The organism is Bacillus sp. PK3-037 (assembly GCF_054161355.1).
Window position 1 is genome coordinate 1374603 of sequence record NZ_CP096408.1, and the last position, 18353, is coordinate 1392955.

An 18353-nucleotide genomic window follows, 5' to 3' on the forward strand; every position below is an offset into this window, starting at 1 on the left:
AAACTTGATAGATTAATAAAAAAATTATAAAAACTTTTATCTTTTGAAATTCCTTATATACCAATAATGAAAGCGTATACAGTATAGTTTGATTAATCTAAATTGTCTAATAATTTTAAAAAATGCTGTTGACACTGCGTCCAAAGCGGCGTAATATGAGTTCAACAAAAGATAAACGCAAGTTTCACAAGCACAAATGATTGCAATATGATTCTGAAAAATAAAAAACAAACGATCTTCTTGGACGGCAGAAAAGCTGTTCAAGAGACTGAATATGAAAAGCGCAGATGAGGATAAGTAGCCTTGAAAAAGATTTCCACAGAGAACCGGATTAGCTGAGAACCGGCGAAGCTTTACAAGGTGAACTCGCCTCAGAGTGCCAGTCTGAAATCACAGTAGGACTTGGCCGGGTGAACGATGATGTTTACTCGTTATTAAAACGGATAGGAATATCCATGAGACGGCCGTATGAAAGGCCGTAAACAAGGGTGGTACCGCGGAAAGAAGAGCCTTTTCGCCCCTTTTGGCTATCGCATTCACTGCGCGGCTGATTGTGGGCGGAAGGGCTTTTTTTATTGAATAATCAGCTATAAAGCTAATAAATGATGATCTTTAGAGGATGAACATCCAAAAGGAGGAACTAAAAATGGGGACTAATGTACAGGTGGATTCAGCATCTGCCAAATGTACACAGACGATGAGCGGAGCGTTAATGCTGATTGAATCATTAAAGAAAGAAAAAGTAGAAATGATATTCGGTTATCCGGGCGGAGCTGTACTTCCGATCTACGATAAACTGTACAATTCAGGAATGGTACATATCCTTCCCCGACACGAGCAAGGCGCCATTCATGCAGCAGAAGGATACGCGAGAGTTTCTGGAAAACCAGGGGTCGTTATTGCGACATCAGGCCCGGGAGCGACAAACCTTGTTACTGGACTTGCGGATGCCATGATTGATTCACTGCCTTTAGTCGTCTTTACAGGGCAGGTGGCAACCTCCGTTATCGGCAGCGACGCTTTTCAGGAAGCGGACATTTTAGGAATTACAATGCCGGTTACAAAACACAGCTACCAGGTCCGCCAGCCGGAAGATTTGCCGCGCATCATTAAAGAGGCATTCCATATTGCGACAACGGGAAGACCGGGACCTGTACTAATCGATATTCCGAAAGATGTTGCAACAATTGAAGGGGAATTCAGCTATGATCACGAGATGAATCTCCCGGGATATCAGCCGACAACGGAGCCGAATTATTTGCAGATCCGCAAGCTTGTGGAAGCCGTAAGCAGCGCAAAGAAACCGGTTATCCTAGCGGGTGCGGGCGTATTGCACGGAAAAGCGTCAGAAGAATTAAAAAATTATGCCGAGCAGCAGCAACTTCCAGTTGTACACACGCTTTTAGGACTTGGGGGTTTCCCGGCAGACCATCCGCTTTTCTTGGGGATGGCGGGTATGCACGGCACTTATACAGCGAACATGGCCCTTCATGACTGTGATCTTTTAATCAGTATCGGCGCCCGTTTTGATGACCGCGTCACAGGAAACCTGAAGCATTTTGCGAGAAACGCAAAGATTGCCCACATTGATATTGATCCGGCTGAAATCGGAAAAATCATGAAAACACAGATTCCGGTTGTCGGCGACAGCAAAGTTGTCCTGCAAGAGCTGATCAAACAAAACGGCAAACAAGGCGATTCAAGCGAATGGAAAAAACAGCTTGCCGAGTGGAAAGAAGAGTATCCGCTCTGGTACGTAGACAATGAAGAAGAAGGCTTTAAACCTCAAAAACTGATTGAATATATTCATCAATTTACAAATGGCGAGGCTATTGTCGCAACGGATGTCGGCCAGCATCAAATGTGGTCAGCGCAATTCTATCCGTTCCAAAAAGCAGATAAATGGGTCACATCAGGCGGACTTGGAACGATGGGATTCGGCCTTCCGGCAGCGATTGGCGCACAGCTGGCAGATAAAGATGCTACTGTAGTCGCGGTTCTCGGAGACGGCGGTTTTCAAATGACGCTTCAAGAACTCGATGTCATTCGTGAATTGAATCTTCCGGTCAAAGTCGTGATTTTAAATAACGCTTGTCTCGGAATGGTCAGACAGTGGCAGGAAATTTTCTATGAAGAACGTTATTCAGAATCTAAATTCGCTTCTCAGCCTGACTTTGTCAAATTGTCAGAAGCATACGGCATTAAGGGCATGAGAATTTCATCAGAGGCGGAAGCAAAAGAAAAGCTGGAAGAGGCATTAACTTCAAAAGAACCGGTTGTCATTGACGTGCGAGTTGCCAGCGAAGAAAAAGTATTCCCGATGGTGGCTCCGGGGAAAGGGCTGCATGAAATGGTGGGGGTGAAACCTTGAAAAGAATTATCACATTGACTGTGGTGAACCGCTCCGGCGTGTTAAACCGGATCACCGGTCTATTCACAAAAAGACACTACAACATTGAAAGCATTACAGTTGGACACACAGAAACAAGCGGCGTCTCCAGAATTACCTTTGTCGTTCACGTCGAAGGAGAAAATGATGTTGAACAGCTGACAAAACAGCTTAACAAACAAATTGATGTGCTGAAAGTCACTGACATCACAAATCAATCAATTGTCCAAAGGGAGCTGGCCTTAATAAAGGTCGTTTCCGCACCGTCAACGAGGACAGAGATTCACGGAATGATAGAGCCGTTCAGAGCTTCTGTCGTTGATGTCAGCAGAGACAGCATCGTTGTACAGGTGACTGGCGAATCTAACAAAATTGAAGCGCTGATTGAATTGCTAAAACCGTATGGGATCAAAGAAATTGCGAGAACAGGTACAACGGCTTTTGCGAGGGGCACTCAGCAAAAGGCGTCATCCAATAAAACAATATCTATTGTATAAAACAAAACAAGGGAGAGATTGAAATGGTAAAAGTATATTATAACGGTGATATCAAAGAGAACGTATTGGCTGGAAAAACAGTAGCGATTATCGGTTATGGCTCACAAGGGCATGCACACGCGCTGAACCTGAAAGAAAGCGGAATTGACGTGATTGTCGGTGTCAGACAAGGAAAATCTTTCACTCAGGCGCAAGAAGACGGACATCGAGTATTTTCAGTAAAAGAAGCTGCGGCTCAGGCTGAGATCATTATGGTTCTTCTTCCGGATGAACAGCAGCAAAAAGTATATGAAGCTGAAATCAAAGATGAGCTGACTGCAGGCAAATCATTGGTCTTCGCTCACGGATTTAACGTTCATTTCCACCAAATTGTTCCACCGGCAGATGTTGACGTATTCTTGGTAGCGCCTAAAGGTCCTGGACATTTGGTTAGAAGAACATATGAGCAAGGAGCAGGCGTACCGGCGCTGTTCGCGATTTATCAGGATGTGACAGGTGAAGCGAAAGATAAAGCTTTGGCATACGCAAAAGGAATCGGCGGAGCAAGAGCAGGCGTTTTGGAAACGACATTTAAAGAAGAAACAGAAACGGATCTGTTCGGTGAGCAAGCTGTACTTTGCGGAGGATTAACTTCCCTTGTAAAAGCTGGATTTGAAACATTAACTGAAGCTGGTTATCAGCCGGAACTTGCATACTTTGAATGTCTTCATGAGCTGAAATTGATCGTTGACCTTATGTATGAAGAAGGCTTGGAAGGCATGAGATACTCTATTTCTGATACTGCTCAATGGGGAGATTTCGTATCCGGGCCGCGTGTTGTAGACGCAAAAGTAAAAGAATCAATGAAAGAAGTCTTAAAAGACATCCAAGACGGAACATTTGCAAAAGAATGGATCGTAGAAAACCAAGTAAACCGTCCTCGTTTCAACGCAATCAATACGAGCGAAAACGAACATCAAATCGAAGTGGTGGGAAGAAAGCTTCGTGAAATGATGCCGTTTGTCAAACAAGGCAAGAAGAAGGAAGCGGTGGTTTCCGTTGCGCAAAATTAATTTTTTCGATACGACGCTTCGTGATGGTGAACAATCCCCTGGAGTAAACTTAAATACACAGGAGAAACTTGCCATAGCAAAGCAGCTCGAAAGACTCGGGGCAGATATCATTGAAGCGGGATTTCCCGCTTCGTCCCGAGGTGACTTTTTAGCTGTGCAGGAAATCGCAAGAACCATAAAAAATTGTTCTGTGACAGGTCTTGCCCGCTGTGTAAAAGGTGATATTGATGCTGCATGGGAAGCGTTAAAAGACGGTGCTCAGCCGAGAATTCACGTATTCATTGCCACATCGGACATTCATTTAAAACACAAGCTGAAAATGACGCGTGAACAGGTCATCGAAAGAGCGGTTGAAATGGTGAAATACGCAAAAGAGCGTTTCCCGATTGTTCAATGGTCTGCTGAAGATGCCTGCCGAACTGAACTGCCGTTTTTAGCGGAAATCGTAGAAAAAGTGATTGACGCAGGGGCTGGTGTCATCAACCTTCCGGATACAGTCGGCTATTTGGCTCCGGCAGAATACGGGAATATCTTTAAATATATGAAAGAGAACGTTCCAAACATTCATCAAGCGAAGCTGTCAGCTCATTGCCACGATGATTTGGGAATGGCAGTCGCCAATTCTCTCTCAGCGATCGAAAATGGCGCCGATCAAATTGAATGTGCGATTAACGGGATTGGTGAAAGAGCCGGAAACGCTGCATTAGAAGAAATTGCAGTTGCCCTTCATATCAGAAAAGATTTCTATCAAGTCGAAACAGGCATTACGCTAAATGAAATAAAACGCACTAGTGATTTAGTAAGCAAGTTCACAGGTATGGCTGTTCCGCGAAATAAAGCGGTAGTGGGCGACAATGCATTTGCTCATGAATCAGGCATCCACCAGGACGGCTTCTTAAAAGAAAAATCAACGTACGAAATTATTTCACCAGAGCTTGTCGGTGTAACGGCAGATGCGCTTGTCCTAGGCAAGCATTCAGGACGCCATGCATTTAAAGACCGGCTGACTGCATTGGGATTCCAATTTAATAGTGAAGAGATTAATAAGTTTTTTACGATGTTTAAAGAGTTGACTGAGAAGAAAAAAGAAATCACTGATGAGGATCTTGTCTCTCTTATTTTAGAAGAAAAAGTAACAGACCGCAAGATTGGGTATGAATTTCTTTCTCTGCAAGTCCATTATGGAACATCTCAGGTCCCTACGGCTACGGTTTCTTTGAAAAATCAAGAAAACGCCCAGCTTATTCAGGAAGCGGCAACAGGAGCCGGAAGCGTGGAAGCGATATACAATACCCTTGAACGCTGTATCGATAAAGATGTGGAGCTCTTAGACTACCGCATTCAGTCCAATAGAAAAGGCGAAGACGCATTTGCCCAGGTTTATGTAAGAGTAGTAGTAAACGGAAAAGAATCAGCAGGGCGGGGCATAGCGCAAGACGTATTAGAAGCTTCGGCGAAAGCCTATCTGAACGCAGTCAACCGTCAATTGGTTTTCCAGTCTAATATGAACGGACTGCAAAACCATACAGCTGTCGGATCATAAAAGAAAGGAGAACGGTTAATTTGAAGAAACGGATTGCTCTATTGCCCGGAGACGGGATCGGCCCTGAAGTATTAGAATCAGCGACAGACGTGCTGAAAAGTGTTGCCGAACGCTTCAGCCATGAATTTGAATTTGAATACGGCCTTATTGGAGGAGCGGCAATTGACGAACACAACGACCCTCTCCCAGAGGAAACCATTGCGATTTGTAAAAAGGCTGATGCTATTTTGCTAGGTGCTGTCGGCGGCCCGAAATGGGATCAAAACCCTTCGGAACTGAGACCCGAAAAAGGTCTGCTCAGCATTAGAAAACAGCTTGACCTGTTTGCGAATTTACGGCCTGTGAAAGTGTTTGAAAGCCTTTCTGACGCTTCGCCTTTGAAAAAAGAATATATTGATAACGTTGATTTCGTTATCGTTCGTGAACTGACAGGCGGTTTGTATTTCGGCCAGCCGAGCAAACGCTATGTAAACAGTGAAGGTGAGCAAGAAGCGGTAGACACACTGTTTTATAAGAGGGAAGAAATTGAACGCGTGATCAGAGAGGGCTTTAAAATGGCGGCTGCCAGAAAAGGCAAGGTTACCTCTGTTGATAAAGCGAACGTTCTTGAATCAAGCAGGCTGTGGCGGGAAGTGGCTGAAGACGTCGCAAAAGAATATCCTGATGTGAAACTTGAGCATATGCTCGTTGATAACGCGGCTATGCAGCTGATTTATGCACCGAACCAATTTGATGTCGTGGTGACTGAAAATATGTTTGGTGACATTTTAAGCGACGAAGCGTCCATGCTAACAGGTTCTCTCGGGATGCTTCCGTCAGCCAGCTTATCAAGCTCAGGACTCCATCTGTTCGAGCCTGTACACGGCTCAGCACCTGACATAGCAGGGAAAGGGATGGCGAATCCATTCGCGGCGATATTATCAGCGGCAATGCTTTTGAGAACATCTTTCGGGCTTGAAGAAGAAGCGAAAGCTGTAGAAGATGCAGTCAATCAGGTTCTTACGTCCGGAAAAAGAACAAGAGACTTGGCAAGAGGCGAAGAATACAGCAGCACTCAGGCCATTACAGAGGAAGTAAAGACGGCATTGATGAGTGAAAATACAATTTCTAACGTGTGACAGCTTATGGTGTAAGCGGTCTTAGTTCATAGGTAGAGGGAGGAAATAAAGATGATGCCTCGAACGATCATCGAAAAGATTTGGGATCAGCATATTGTAAAACATGGTGAGGGAAAACCGGATCTTCTCTATATTGATTTGCATCTTATCCATGAAGTGACATCCCCTCAGGCATTTGAAGGGTTGAGACAAAAGGGAAGAAAGGTCAGAAGACCGCAAAATACATTCGCAACGATGGATCACAACATTCCAACCGTCAATCGCTTTGAGATAACGGATGAAGTTGCAAAACGCCAAGTGACAGCGCTTGAGCGGAACTGCGAAGAGTTTGGCGTACGCCTTGCCGATCTTCACAGCGTAGATCAGGGGATTGTTCATGTAGTCGGGCCTGAGCTTGGCTTAACGCTTCCGGGAAAAACGATCGTATGCGGCGACAGCCATACTTCAACTCACGGTGCATTCGGCGCCTTGGCATTTGGAATCGGAACGAGTGAGGTTGAGCATGTTCTTTCTACACAGACACTCTGGCAGCAGCGTCCGAAAACGCTTGAGGTGCGTGTAGACGGGACACTGCAAAAAGGGGTAACAGCAAAGGATGTCATTCTCGCTGTTATCGGTAAATACGGCGTGAAATTCGGCACCGGTTACGTTATTGAATACACTGGGGAAGTATTCAGAAACATGACGATGGATGAGCGGATGACCGTTTGCAACATGTCAATTGAAGCCGGAGCAAGAGCAGGTTTGATTGCGCCTGACGAAGTGACATTTGAATATTGCAAAAACCGCAAGTATACGCCAAAAGGAGAAGAATTTGATAAAGCCGTAGCAGAATGGAAAGCGCTGCGCACTGATCCAGGCGCTGTTTACGATAAATCAATTGTGCTTGACGGCAATGAAATTTCTCCTATGGTGACATGGGGTATCAACCCGGGGATGGTTCTTCCTGTCGATTCTGAAGTTCCGGCGCCGGAAAGCTTTTCAGCGGAAGACGACAAAAAAGAAGCGATACGCGCTTATGAATATATGGGGCTGACTCCTCATCAGAAAATTGAAGACATTAAAGTGGAGCACGTATTTATCGGTTCCTGTACAAATTCACGCATGACTGACCTCCGCCAGGCTGCCGATATGATCAAAGGAAAAAAGGTGGCTGAAAGTGTTAGAGCAATCGTCGTGCCTGGATCTCAGAGCGTAAAACTTCAGGCTGAAAAGGAAGGGCTTCATCAGATCTTCTTAGACGCTGGATTTGAATGGAGAGAATCAGGCTGCAGCATGTGTTTGAGCATGAATAATGACGTTGTTCCTGAAGGAGAGCGCTGTGCGTCAACCTCTAACCGTAACTTTGAGGGCAGACAAGGAAAAGGTGCGAAAACACATCTCGTCAGCCCTGCGATGGCTGCGATGGCCGCTATTCACGGTCATTTCGTGGATGTCAGAAAGTTTTATCAGGAAAAAACAGTTGTGTAAGGAGTGCACGAGATGGAACCTTTGAAAACACATACGGGGAAAGCGGCCGTATTAAATCGTATTAATGTTGATACAGACCAGATCATTCCGAAACAATTTCTGAAGAGAATTGAAAGAACGGGCTACGGCCGTTTTGCATTCTTTGACTGGAGATACGATGCGAATGGTGAACCGAACCCGGAATTTGAACTGAACCAGCCGGCTTATGAAGGGGCGTCCATTTTAATAGCGGGAGAAAACTTCGGCTGCGGGTCATCGCGTGAACACGCTCCGTGGGCGCTTGATGATTACGGCTTTAAAATCATTATCGCACCGTCATTTGCTGATATTTTCCACCAAAACTGCTTTAAAAACGGCATGCTGCCGATTCGCATGCCGTATGACAATTGGAAAAAGCTTGTCGGACAATACGAAAATCAGTCACTGCAAATGACAGTCGATCTTGAAAATCAGCTTATTCATGACAGCGAAGGCAATCAGATCTCATTCGAAGTCGATCCGCATTGGAAAGAAATGCTGATCAATGGCTATGATGAAATTTCATTAACGCTTTTACTTGAAGATGAAATTAAGCAATTTGAGTCGCAGAGAAGCTCTTGGCTTCAAGCTTAAAAAAAGCTGCCCGGCAATTTGTCGGCAGCTTTTTTTGCCTGTCAGAACCTTTCCTTTCTTGTTTTTGTGTACGGGTGTTGATACACTTGAACAAAATAAATGCCTGAAAGGAATATAGGTATGACGCATGACAAGAAAAACGCAAAAATTATTCCTTTTCCTCATCTGAAAGACCGTCTGGTGGAAAAAGGAATGTCCTCGCTGAAGGAGAAAAAGTATCAAGAGGCGCTGGAACTGTTTTCAGAAGCAATGAAATATGATGATACTGAATCAGATCTTCACTTGGGCATGGCCATTTGCTTTTTGGAACTGGGCGAATTGGAAGAGGCAAAACGTGTATGCGAAAAGATGCTGAAAGAAGGATACGGCCAGTATTTTACGGTTTTACAAGTATACATGACGATCTTAATTCAGCTTAAGAAATATGAAGAAGTAAAAAGCACGATTGAAGCCGTCCTGGAGGAAAATCAGCTGCCTGCGGAAAGCGCCGAGCAATTTTATAAGCTGCTTGATTTCAGCCGCAAAATGACCGACCCAGAGCGAGAAGACGAGGCTTGGGCCGAAGAGTATGAAGATGTGATCGACACGGAGAAAGTGTTAGCCAGCCCAGAGGAACAAATGAATTTGATCCATTCATTGAAAGACCGCAATGTAGCGAAGTATACGGGGCTGTTAAAAACAATTCTTGAAGATCCCGCTGCTCACCCGATTATCAAGACGATGATCGTGATGTTACTGGCGGAACACGACTACAGCAAACCGGTCCACATTACAAAATTCGGCGACTCCATGACAATCGAGCCGAGCGAGACTGTCCCGCCTGACGCCTCCCCGATTTTGCACCGCGTTCTCCGTGTGCTGGATGAAACGCTGGGGAATGAAAATCCAACCCTGTATGCAGCGGTAGAAGAACTGTGGAGAAGACATTTGTATGTTTTATATCCATTTCAGCCAAAATTGCTGTCTGCAGATCTTTGGGCGGCGGCCCTGCATAAAGTCGGTTATGAAATGCATGGGATTGAGATTGAAAGAGAAGAGCTGCATATGATGTATGAGTTTACCGACAGAGAACTTGATGAAGCGTGCACAATGATTAAAGATATTGAAGAAATTTCTTATTTGTAAATCACGCCATATAGTTGAAAGCGTTATGTGTTATGTTATAATATAATGGTTGTATTTGTGTATAACGGGTTATAAGAAATACGGTTGGACAGGCTTTGCAGTTCATTATTAAAATGGATACATAATGATTCTGATCTTTGGCAGCTTCGTTTTTGATGGACGAAGCCGAATGATTGCTTTAGAATGGAAGACCGACACAACCTGAATAGATTTTTGGAGGGAAACACATGTCTGTAAAATGGGAAAAACAAGAAGGCAACGAAGGCGTTTTAACGGTTGAAGTTGATGCTGAAACATTTAAAACGGCACTTGATGATGCATTTAAAAAAGTAGTTAAGCAAGTTTCAATTCCTGGATTCCGTAAAGGGAAAATTCCTCGCGGTTTATTCGAACAGCGCTTTGGCGTAGAAGCTCTTTACCAAGATGCTTTGGATATTCTTCTTCCTGTAGAATACCCTAAAGCGGTTGAAGAAGCTGGAATCGAGCCTGTAGACCGTCCTGAAATCGATGTTGAAAAAATCGAAAAAGGCGAAAGCTTAATCTTCACTGCAAAAGTAACAGTGAAACCTGAAGTGAAGCTTGGCGAATACAAAGGCTTAGGCGTCGAAAAAGACGACACAGCTGTAACTGACGAAGATGTTCAAAACGAACTAAAAGCGCTTCAAGAGCGTCAAGCTGAGCTTGTTGTAAAAGAAGAAGGCGCTGTTGAAGAAGGAAACACAGTTGTTCTTGACTTCGAAGGATTCGTTGACGGCGAAGCATTCGAAGGCGGAAAAGCTGAAAACTATTCACTTGAAGTGGGTTCAGGTTCATTCATCCCTGGCTTCGAAGATCAGTTAGTTGGCCTTGAAGCAGGTGCTGAGAAGGATGTTGAAGTAACATTCCCTGAAGAGTACCACGCTGAAGATCTTGCCGGCAAACCAGCTGTCTTCAAAGTGAAAATTCACGAAATCAAAGCGAAAGAGCTTCCTGAGCTTGATGATGAATTCGCAAAAGATATCGATGAAGAAGTGGAAACACTTGCTGAATTGACTGAAAAAACGAAGAAACGTTTAGAAGAAGCAAAAGAAAACGAAGCTGACGCTAAATTGCGTGAAGAGCTTGTTCTGAAAGCTTCTGAAAACGCTGAAATCGATGTTCCACAAGCGATGATCGACACTGAGCTTGACCGCATGCTGAAAGAATTCGAACAGCGTCTTCAAATGCAAGGCATGAACCTTGAGCTTTACACTCAATTCTCAGGCCAAGACGAAGCTGCGTTAAAAGAGCAAATGAAAGAAGATGCTGCAAAACGCGTAAAATCTAACCTGACTCTTGAGGCGATTGCGAAAGCGGAAAACCTTGAAGTAACAGATGAGGAAGTTGATGCTGAGCTTTCTAAAATGGCTGAAGCATACAACATGCCTGTTGAAAATATCAAACAAGCCATCGGTTCTACTGACGCGATGAAAGAAGATTTAAAAGTTCGCAAAGCAATTGATTTTCTTGTAGAAAACCGTTAATATGGTGCATAATAATAGTAATAATAAAACAGGGCGCGAATCATTCGTGCCTTGTTTTGTACAATTATGATATATCTCTTTTTCTTGGGGCAATATAGTTAATGCAGGCTGTTTTTTTGTCATACATATAGAATGTGCAAGTCAGAAACACAATGTTACCGTCTTTTTGGAAAGTATGGTAAAATGCAATACATACTCGTTTCGTTTCAAGAATCATTTTCTTTTGCTCTGCCGGTAAAAGAAAAAGTGAGACAAGATTAAGGGGTGAAAGAATGTTTAAATTCAACGAGGAAAAAGGACAATTAAAATGCTCGTTCTGTGGAAAAACACAAGATCAGGTTCGTAAGCTTGTAGCTGGACCTGGTGTATATATATGTGACGAATGTATCGAACTCTGCACTGAAATTGTGGAGGAAGAACTCGGAACAGAAGAAGAAGTAGAATTTAAAGATGTGCCGAAGCCGCAGGAAATTCGTGAAATTCTGAATGAATATGTAATCGGTCAGGATCAGGCGAAGAAATCACTTGCTGTTGCTGTATATAACCATTACAAACGCATCAACTCCAACAGCAAAGTGGACGATGTCGAGCTTTCGAAAAGTAACATTTCATTAATCGGCCCGACAGGAAGCGGTAAAACCCTTCTTGCGCAAACTTTAGCCCGTATTTTAAATGTGCCGTTTGCGATTGCTGACGCTACGTCCCTGACAGAAGCTGGATATGTAGGTGAAGATGTAGAGAATATTCTCTTGAAACTCATCCAAGCTGCTGACTATGACGTGGAAAAAGCGGAAAAAGGCATTATTTATATTGATGAAATCGATAAAGTGGCAAGAAAGTCTGAAAACCCGTCTATTACACGTGATGTGTCAGGTGAAGGCGTGCAGCAGGCATTGCTGAAAATTCTTGAAGGAACTGTGGCGAGCGTGCCGCCTCAAGGTGGACGTAAGCACCCTCATCAAGAGTTTATTCAAATTGACACAACAAACATTTTGTTCATTTGCGGCGGTGCCTTCGATGGTATCGAACAAATCATCAAACGCCGTTTAGGACAAAAAGTGATTGGCTTCGGTTCAGATAATAAGGCTGCAGATCTGGAGAAAGAAGACCTTCTTTCAAAAGTGCTTCCAGAAGACTTGCTCCGTTTCGGATTAATTCCTGAATTTATCGGACGTCTTCCGGTTATTGCAAGCCTTGAAAAGCTTGACGAAGAAGCGTTGGTTGCAATCTTAACAAAACCGAAAAACGCTCTTGTGAAGCAATTCAAGAAAATGCTTGAGCTTGATAATGTTGAGCTTGAGTTTGAAGAAGAAGCGCTGTCTGAAATTGCTAAAAAAGCAATTGAGCGTAAGACTGGAGCACGCGGACTCCGTTCCATCATTGAAGGCATTATGCTTGATGTGATGTTTGACCTGCCTTCCCGTGATGACATTGAAAAATGTGTGATTACTGGGGCGACTGTAACGCATGGAGAACCGCCTCGCCTTTTGTTAAAGGACGGTACTGAGGTTAGCCAAGACAAAACGTCTGCTTAAAAATGAAAATGAACCTCCTGAGTGGTAACATTCAGGAGGTTTTTTTGTTGTGTAAACTCTTCCGGAAAACGTTTATTCCCCTCTTTTGTGGGAGATACTAGCAATCAGAGGAATGAATTGGATACATAAATTGTTTTTCAGGAGGGACCACCATGAGTTGGACAGGGATCGCTTTATTTATTCAGCTGTTTTTTGGGATTATCATTGGTTTGTATTTTTGGAATTTGCTTAAAAATCAAAGGACACAAAAAGTCACGATAGATAAGGAATCAAAGAAGGAAATGGAGCAGCTGCGCAAAATGCGGGCTATCAGTCTGTCCGAACCGTTATCTGAAAAGGTGCGCCCTAAAAGCTTTCAAGATATCGTCGGTCAGGAAGACGGGATTAAAGCGTTAAAAGCGGCGTTGTGCGGACCGAATCCCCAGCACGTCATTGTCTATGGACCGCCGGGAGTCGGAAAAACAGCTGCTGCAAGGCTTGTGTTAGAGGAAGCCAAAAAACATAAGCAATCACCTTTTAAAGAGCAGGCTGTTTTTGTGGAACTCGATGCAACAACGGCTCGATTTGATGAAAGAGGAATTGCCGATCCGCTCATTGGTTCTGTACATGACCCGATATACCAAGGGGCCGGAGCGATGGGACAGGCGGGTATTCCTCAGCCGAAGCAGGGGGCTGTCACGCATGCCCACGGCGGTGTATTGTTTATTGATGAAATTGGGGAGCTGCATCCTATTCAAATGAATAAAATGCTAAAGGTGCTTGAGGACCGGAAAGTCTTTTTAGACAGCGCTTATTATAGCGAAGAAAATACACAAATACCGAACCATATTCACGACATTTTTCAAAATGGGCTTCCGGCTGATTTTCGTCTGATCGGTGCGACAACAAGAATGCCCAATGAAATCCCTCCTGCAATCCGATCCCGCTGTTTAGAGGTATTTTTCCGCGAGCTTGAGAAAGATGAGCTGAAATCAGTTGCCAAAACAGCAGTGGATAAGATTGAAAAGAATATTTCTGAAGAGGGGCTTGATTTGCTGACCAGCTATACGCGGAACGGCCGGGAAGCCGTCAATATGATTCAAATCGCGGCGGGAATGGCGGTGACTGAAGATCGGAAGGACATCACCATTGAGGATATAGAATGGGTGATTCATTCCAGCCAGCTTACCCCTAAGCACGAGCAGAAAATCGGCTCTGCACCGCAAATCGGCATCGTAAACGGGCTTGCAGTGTATGGCCCTAACAGCGGTTCGCTGCTGGAAATCGAAGTGAACGTAACACCGGCTCAGGATAAAGGATCAATTAACATTACCGGAATAGCAGAAGAAGAAAGCATCGGCAGCCAGTCAAAATCAATTCGCCGGAAAAGCATGGCAAAGGGCTCGGTTGAGAATGTGCTGACCGTACTGCGTACAATGGGAATGAAGCCTTCAGACTATGATATCCACATTAATTTTCCCGGCGGCATTCCGATTGACGGGCCGTCGGCAGGTATTGCCATGGCGGCGGGAATTTTTTCAGCCGTTCATAAAATTCCGATCGATAACACGGTGGCCATGACAGGCGAGATCAGTTTAAACGGACTTGTAAAACCGATTGGAGGCGTGATTCCGAAAATTAAAGCGGCAAAACAGTCCGGTGCCAAAAAAGTTATTATCCCGCATGGAAATCAGCAATCGATCTTAAAACAGATTGAAGGAATCAAAATTGTGGCGGTGAAAACGTTCCAGGAAGTGCTTGATGAAATTTTAGTGAATCCGCCTACTGAACAAAAACCGTTTAACATGCAAATGAATAAAGAATCGGTCTGACCCTATTTTAAAAATAGGGTTTTTTTCATGAAGGACATCTTTTCCTTTTTCAGATCAGAAAGAAAGGGTATACTACGAGGAGACTGTGTTATAGAAAATGAAACCATGCCGTTTATTGTACAAGGATGAAAAAGTTGTATTATAATGGTTCATACTAAAGTCACGGAGGTGTCAGTCACATGGCAGAAGAATTAAAACGCAGCATCCCGCTCCTCCCTTTAAGAGGTTTATTAGTGTACCCGACAATGGTTTTGCACTTAGATGTAGGACGTGACAAGTCGGTTCAGGCCCTTGAACAGGCAATGATGCATGATCATATGATATTTTTAGCCACTCAGCAGGATATTTCGATAGACGAACCGGGTGAAGACGAGATTTTTACTGTCGGCACCTATACGAAAATTAAACAAATGCTGAAGCTTCCGAACGGTACGATTCGTGTGCTGGTGGAGGGCATACAGCGCGCTCAGATTATTGAATACAATGAGCATGAAGATTATACATCAGTAGACATTCAGCTGATCCATGAAGATGATTCAAAAGATACAGAAGACGAAGCGCTGATGCGGACTTTGTTGGACCACTTTGATCAGTACATAAAAATTTCTAAAAAAATCTCAGCCGAAACGTATGCCGCGGTTACTGATATCGAAGAGCCGGGCAGAATGGCAGACATTGTTGCTTCTCACCTGCCTCTTAAACTAAAGGATAAGCAGGATATATTAGAAACGGCTGATGTCAAAGACAGACTGAACAAGGTAATTGATTTTATCAACAATGAAAAAGAAGTGCTTGAGATCGAGAAAAAAATCGGCCAGCGCGTCAAACGTTCAATGGAGCGTACGCAAAAGGAATACTATTTGCGCGAACAGATGAAAGCGATCCAAAAAGAGCTTGGCGATAAAGAAGGCAAAACAGGTGAAGTTCAGACGCTGACCGAAAAAATCGAAGAAGCGGGCATGCCTGACCATGTGAAGGAAACGGCTCTTAAGGAATTAAACAGATATGAAAAAATTCCGTCCAGTTCTGCCGAAAGTTCTGTTATCCGAAATTATATTGACTGGCTGGTCGCTCTTCCATGGACGGATGAGACAGAAGATAAGCTTGATTTAAAAGAGGCTGAACATCTTTTGGACAAAGAACATCACGGACTTGAAAAAGTGAAAGAGCGTATTTTAGAGTATTTGGCTGTTCAGAAGCTGACAAAATCCTTAAAAGGTCCGATTCTCTGTTTGGCTGGACCTCCAGGGGTCGGAAAAACGTCCTTGGCCAAATCGATCGCTAAAAGTATGGATCGGAAATTTGTCAGAATTTCACTTGGCGGGGTGCGCGACGAATCAGAAATTCGCGGGCACAGACGGACATATGTCGGGGCAATGCCGGGACGTATTATTCAAGGCATGAAAAAAGCCGGCAAGCTGAATCCGGTCTTCTTATTAGACGAAATTGACAAAATGTCTTCTGATTTCAGAGGCGATCCGTCATCCGCAATGCTTGAAGTGCTTGATCCGGAGCAAAACAGCACCTTCAGCGACCACTACATTGAGGAGACCTTTGATCTGTCAAAAGTGCTCTTTATCGCTACGGCTAACAATTTAGCGACAATCCCGGGACCGCTTAGAGACAGAATGGAAATCATTAATATTGCGGGCTACACTGAAGTGGAAAAACTTGAAATTGTGAAAGATCACCTTCTTCCGAAGCAGATCAAGGAGCATGGGCTCAAAAAGAGCAACCTGCAGCTGCGTGATCAGGCCATTCTTGATATTATTCGCTATTATACGAGAGAAGCAGGTGTGAGAAACCTCGAACGCCAGCTTGCCGCCATCTGCCGCAAGGCCGCAAAAGCCATTGTTTCTGAAGATAGAAAACGGATTACAGTTACGGAGAAAAATCTTCATGAATTTATCGGAAAACGAATTTTCAGATACGGACAAGCAGAAACGGAAGATCAGGTGGGCGTCGTCACGGGGCTGGCTTATACAACTGTCGGCGGAGATACGCTGTCGATCGAAGTATCTCTTTCTCCAGGGAAAGGAAAATTGATCCTGACGGGTAAGCTTGGCGATGTCATGAGAGAGTCTGCTCAGGCGGCTTTCAGCTACGTGCGGTCAAAAACAGAAGAACTTGGCATTGAACCTGACTTTCATGAGAAGTATGATATTCATATACACGTTCCTGAGGGTGCCGTGCCTAAAGATGGTCCGTCTGCGGGTATCACAATGGCGACTGCGCTTGTTTCTGCTTTAACAGGACGGGCTGTATCGCGTAAAGTCGGAATGACTGGCGAAATTACGCTTCGGGGACGCGTGCTTCCGATCGGCGGACTGAAAGAAAAAGCACTCGGGGCACATAGAGCGGGATTGACGACCATTATTGCGCCTAAAGATAATGAAAAAGATATAGAGGATATTCCAGAAAGCGTCAGAGAGGGGCTCACCTTTATATTGGCATCCCACTTAGACGAAGTTTTGGAACATGCCTTAGTAGGAGAGAAGAAATGAAAGTCACAAAGTCAGAAATCGTAATCAGTGCAGTTAAACCTGAACAGTACCCTGAAGGGGGGCTTCCGGAAATTGCACTGGCCGGAAGATCGAACGTTGGAAAGTCATCTTTTATCAATTCATTGATTAATCGTAAAAATCTTGCGAGAACATCATCAAAACCGGGAAAAACACAAACATTAAATTTCTACATTATTAATGACGAATTGCATTTTGTTGATGTACCGGGTTACGGTTTTGCCAAAGTGTCAAAATCCGAGCGTGAAGCTTGGGGCAGAATGATTGAAACCTACATCACGACACGCGAGGAATTGAAAGCAGTGGTGCAGATCGTTGATTTGCGGCATGCACCGTCTAATGATGATGTGCAGATGTATGAATTCTTAAAGTATTACGGCATTCCTGTTATTATTATCGCTACAAAAGCGGATAAGATCCCGAAAGGAAAATGGGACAAACACGCGAAGGTTGTCCGACAGACATTAAATATTGATCCGGAAGACGAGCTGATTCTCTTCTCCTCAGAAACGAAAAAGGGGAAAGACGAAGCTTGGGGAGTGATCAAAAAAATGATAAACCGGTAGAGAATACTCTCTGCCGGTTTTATTTATCGTATAGATTTTTTTCGTTTTATCAATAATAACAATAAACTGATTCCGATAAATACAAACGGCCAATATTCTTTCAGCAGAGCCGTGGGAATATGCGCAGACTGAAGCCATGCCATAATCTGTTTGAAAAAGTAAAGAAACAGGGAAAAACAAATCATCGAAACGGCTTCATATACATATTCTTTTTTCTGAACGGTTGAAACGAGCAGCGAGAAGCCGACCATGAAGAGAAGCATTTCAAAATCATCCGGCCACCATGTCCACTTTGGCTTAGCGAAAAAGTGCAAACCGATTCCGAAGAGAAGCAAGCCGATAAAGAAATGGGAGGAGACAGCTTCTTTTTTTCCTTGGTATATAAAGGCTGCGCCTAACAGCATAAGAAGAACAGGCCATTGATCCTGTCCTGAAAACAGTTCGGCTTGGCCGCTTTCAAGCCATGCGTAAACGGATGCGGCGAGCAGCAGACAAGGAAATAAAATTGATTTTTGTTTCATGCATATCACCTTCTTGTTTTTTAGAGCTGATGTGTAGTAAATTTCTGCTGTTTTTGGTATTGTCAATAGGAATGCTTCTTTTCCGTGAAG

14 protein-coding genes and 1 other annotated feature are annotated in these 18353 nt (G+C 43.9%); of the genes, 13 read left to right on the plus strand and 1 reads right to left on the minus strand.

Features of this window, described 5'->3' with window-relative positions; all coding sequences use genetic code 11:
• The first annotated feature begins 275 nt into the window (after positions 1–275).
• Positions 276–525 (plus strand) — a binding site (T-box leader).
• Positions 526–646: 121 nt separating this feature from the next.
• The 13 genes from ilvB to yihA all read left to right on the plus strand — a co-directional run bounded on the left by ilvB (position 647) and on the right by yihA (position 17742).
• Positions 647–2371: an acetolactate synthase large subunit gene (ilvB, locus tag M1D69_RS07050; RefSeq protein ID WP_458110426.1), complete on the plus strand. Its 1725-nt coding sequence runs from the start codon at positions 647–649 to the stop codon at positions 2369–2371.
• Positions 2368–2886: an acetolactate synthase small subunit gene (gene ilvN, locus M1D69_RS07055; RefSeq protein WP_105953470.1), complete on the plus strand. Its 519-nt coding sequence runs from the start codon at positions 2368–2370 to the stop codon at positions 2884–2886. The genes ilvB and ilvN overlap by 4 nt, the downstream gene beginning before the upstream one ends.
• A gap of 23 nt (positions 2887–2909) precedes the next feature.
• Positions 2910–3938, plus strand: a complete 1029-nt coding sequence (ilvC, locus tag M1D69_RS07060) for a ketol-acid reductoisomerase (RefSeq protein ID WP_024122384.1) — start codon at positions 2910–2912, stop codon at positions 3936–3938.
• The gene (locus tag M1D69_RS07065) at positions 3925–5481 is read left to right on the plus strand and encodes a 2-isopropylmalate synthase (RefSeq protein WP_458104161.1); all 1557 of its coding nucleotides are present in this window, start codon (positions 3925–3927) and stop codon (positions 5479–5481) included. The genes ilvC and M1D69_RS07065 overlap by 14 nt, the downstream gene beginning before the upstream one ends.
• A 20-nt stretch (positions 5482–5501) precedes the next feature.
• Entirely contained in the window at positions 5502–6599 is a 1098-nt protein-coding gene (gene leuB, locus M1D69_RS07070) for a 3-isopropylmalate dehydrogenase (RefSeq protein ID WP_059293476.1), read from the plus strand.
• 51 nt (positions 6600–6650) lie between these two features.
• Positions 6651–8069 carry a 3-isopropylmalate dehydratase large subunit gene (gene leuC, locus M1D69_RS07075; protein WP_044154095.1) on the plus strand — a complete coding sequence of 473 codons (1419 nt, stop codon included), beginning with the start codon at positions 6651–6653 and terminating at the stop codon, positions 8067–8069.
• 12 nt (positions 8070–8081) lie between these two features.
• Positions 8082–8681, plus strand: a complete 600-nt coding sequence (leuD, locus tag M1D69_RS07080; protein WP_010335187.1) for a 3-isopropylmalate dehydratase small subunit — start codon at positions 8082–8084, stop codon at positions 8679–8681.
• A 120-nt stretch (positions 8682–8801) separates the two neighbouring features.
• On the plus strand, positions 8802–9806 hold the full coding sequence (ddcA, locus tag M1D69_RS07085) for a DNA damage checkpoint antagonist DdcA (RefSeq protein ID WP_059293477.1): 1005 nt from the start codon (positions 8802–8804) through the stop codon (positions 9804–9806).
• A 227-nt stretch (positions 9807–10033) separates the two neighbouring features.
• Complete coding sequence (tig, locus tag M1D69_RS07090; protein WP_059293478.1) at positions 10034–11308, plus strand: trigger factor; 1275 nt, start codon at positions 10034–10036, stop codon at positions 11306–11308.
• Between the two features lie 272 nt (positions 11309–11580).
• Positions 11581–12843: an ATP-dependent protease ATP-binding subunit ClpX gene (gene clpX, locus M1D69_RS07095; RefSeq protein WP_024122377.1), complete on the plus strand. Its 1263-nt coding sequence runs from the start codon at positions 11581–11583 to the stop codon at positions 12841–12843.
• Between the two features lie 152 nt (positions 12844–12995).
• A complete protein-coding gene (gene lonB / locus M1D69_RS07100) occupies positions 12996–14654 on the plus strand; it encodes an ATP-dependent protease LonB (RefSeq protein WP_458104160.1) in 1659 nt (552 codons plus the stop codon).
• 179 nt (positions 14655–14833) lie between these two features.
• Positions 14834–17158, plus strand: a complete 2325-nt coding sequence (gene lon / locus M1D69_RS07105; protein WP_458104159.1) for an endopeptidase La — start codon at positions 14834–14836, stop codon at positions 17156–17158.
• A complete protein-coding gene (gene yihA, locus M1D69_RS07110) occupies positions 17155–17742 on the plus strand; it encodes a ribosome biogenesis GTP-binding protein YihA/YsxC (RefSeq protein ID WP_024122374.1) in 588 nt (195 codons plus the stop codon). The genes lon and yihA overlap by 4 nt, the downstream gene beginning before the upstream one ends.
• A gap of 23 nt (positions 17743–17765) precedes the next feature.
• Here the strand turns inward: yihA and M1D69_RS07115 are convergent, their stop codons facing one another.
• Positions 17766–18263 (minus strand): hypothetical protein, encoded by a 498-nt coding sequence (locus tag M1D69_RS07115; RefSeq protein ID WP_458104158.1) that lies wholly within the window; start codon positions 18261–18263, stop codon positions 17766–17768.
• Positions 18264–18353: the final 90 nt, after the last annotated feature.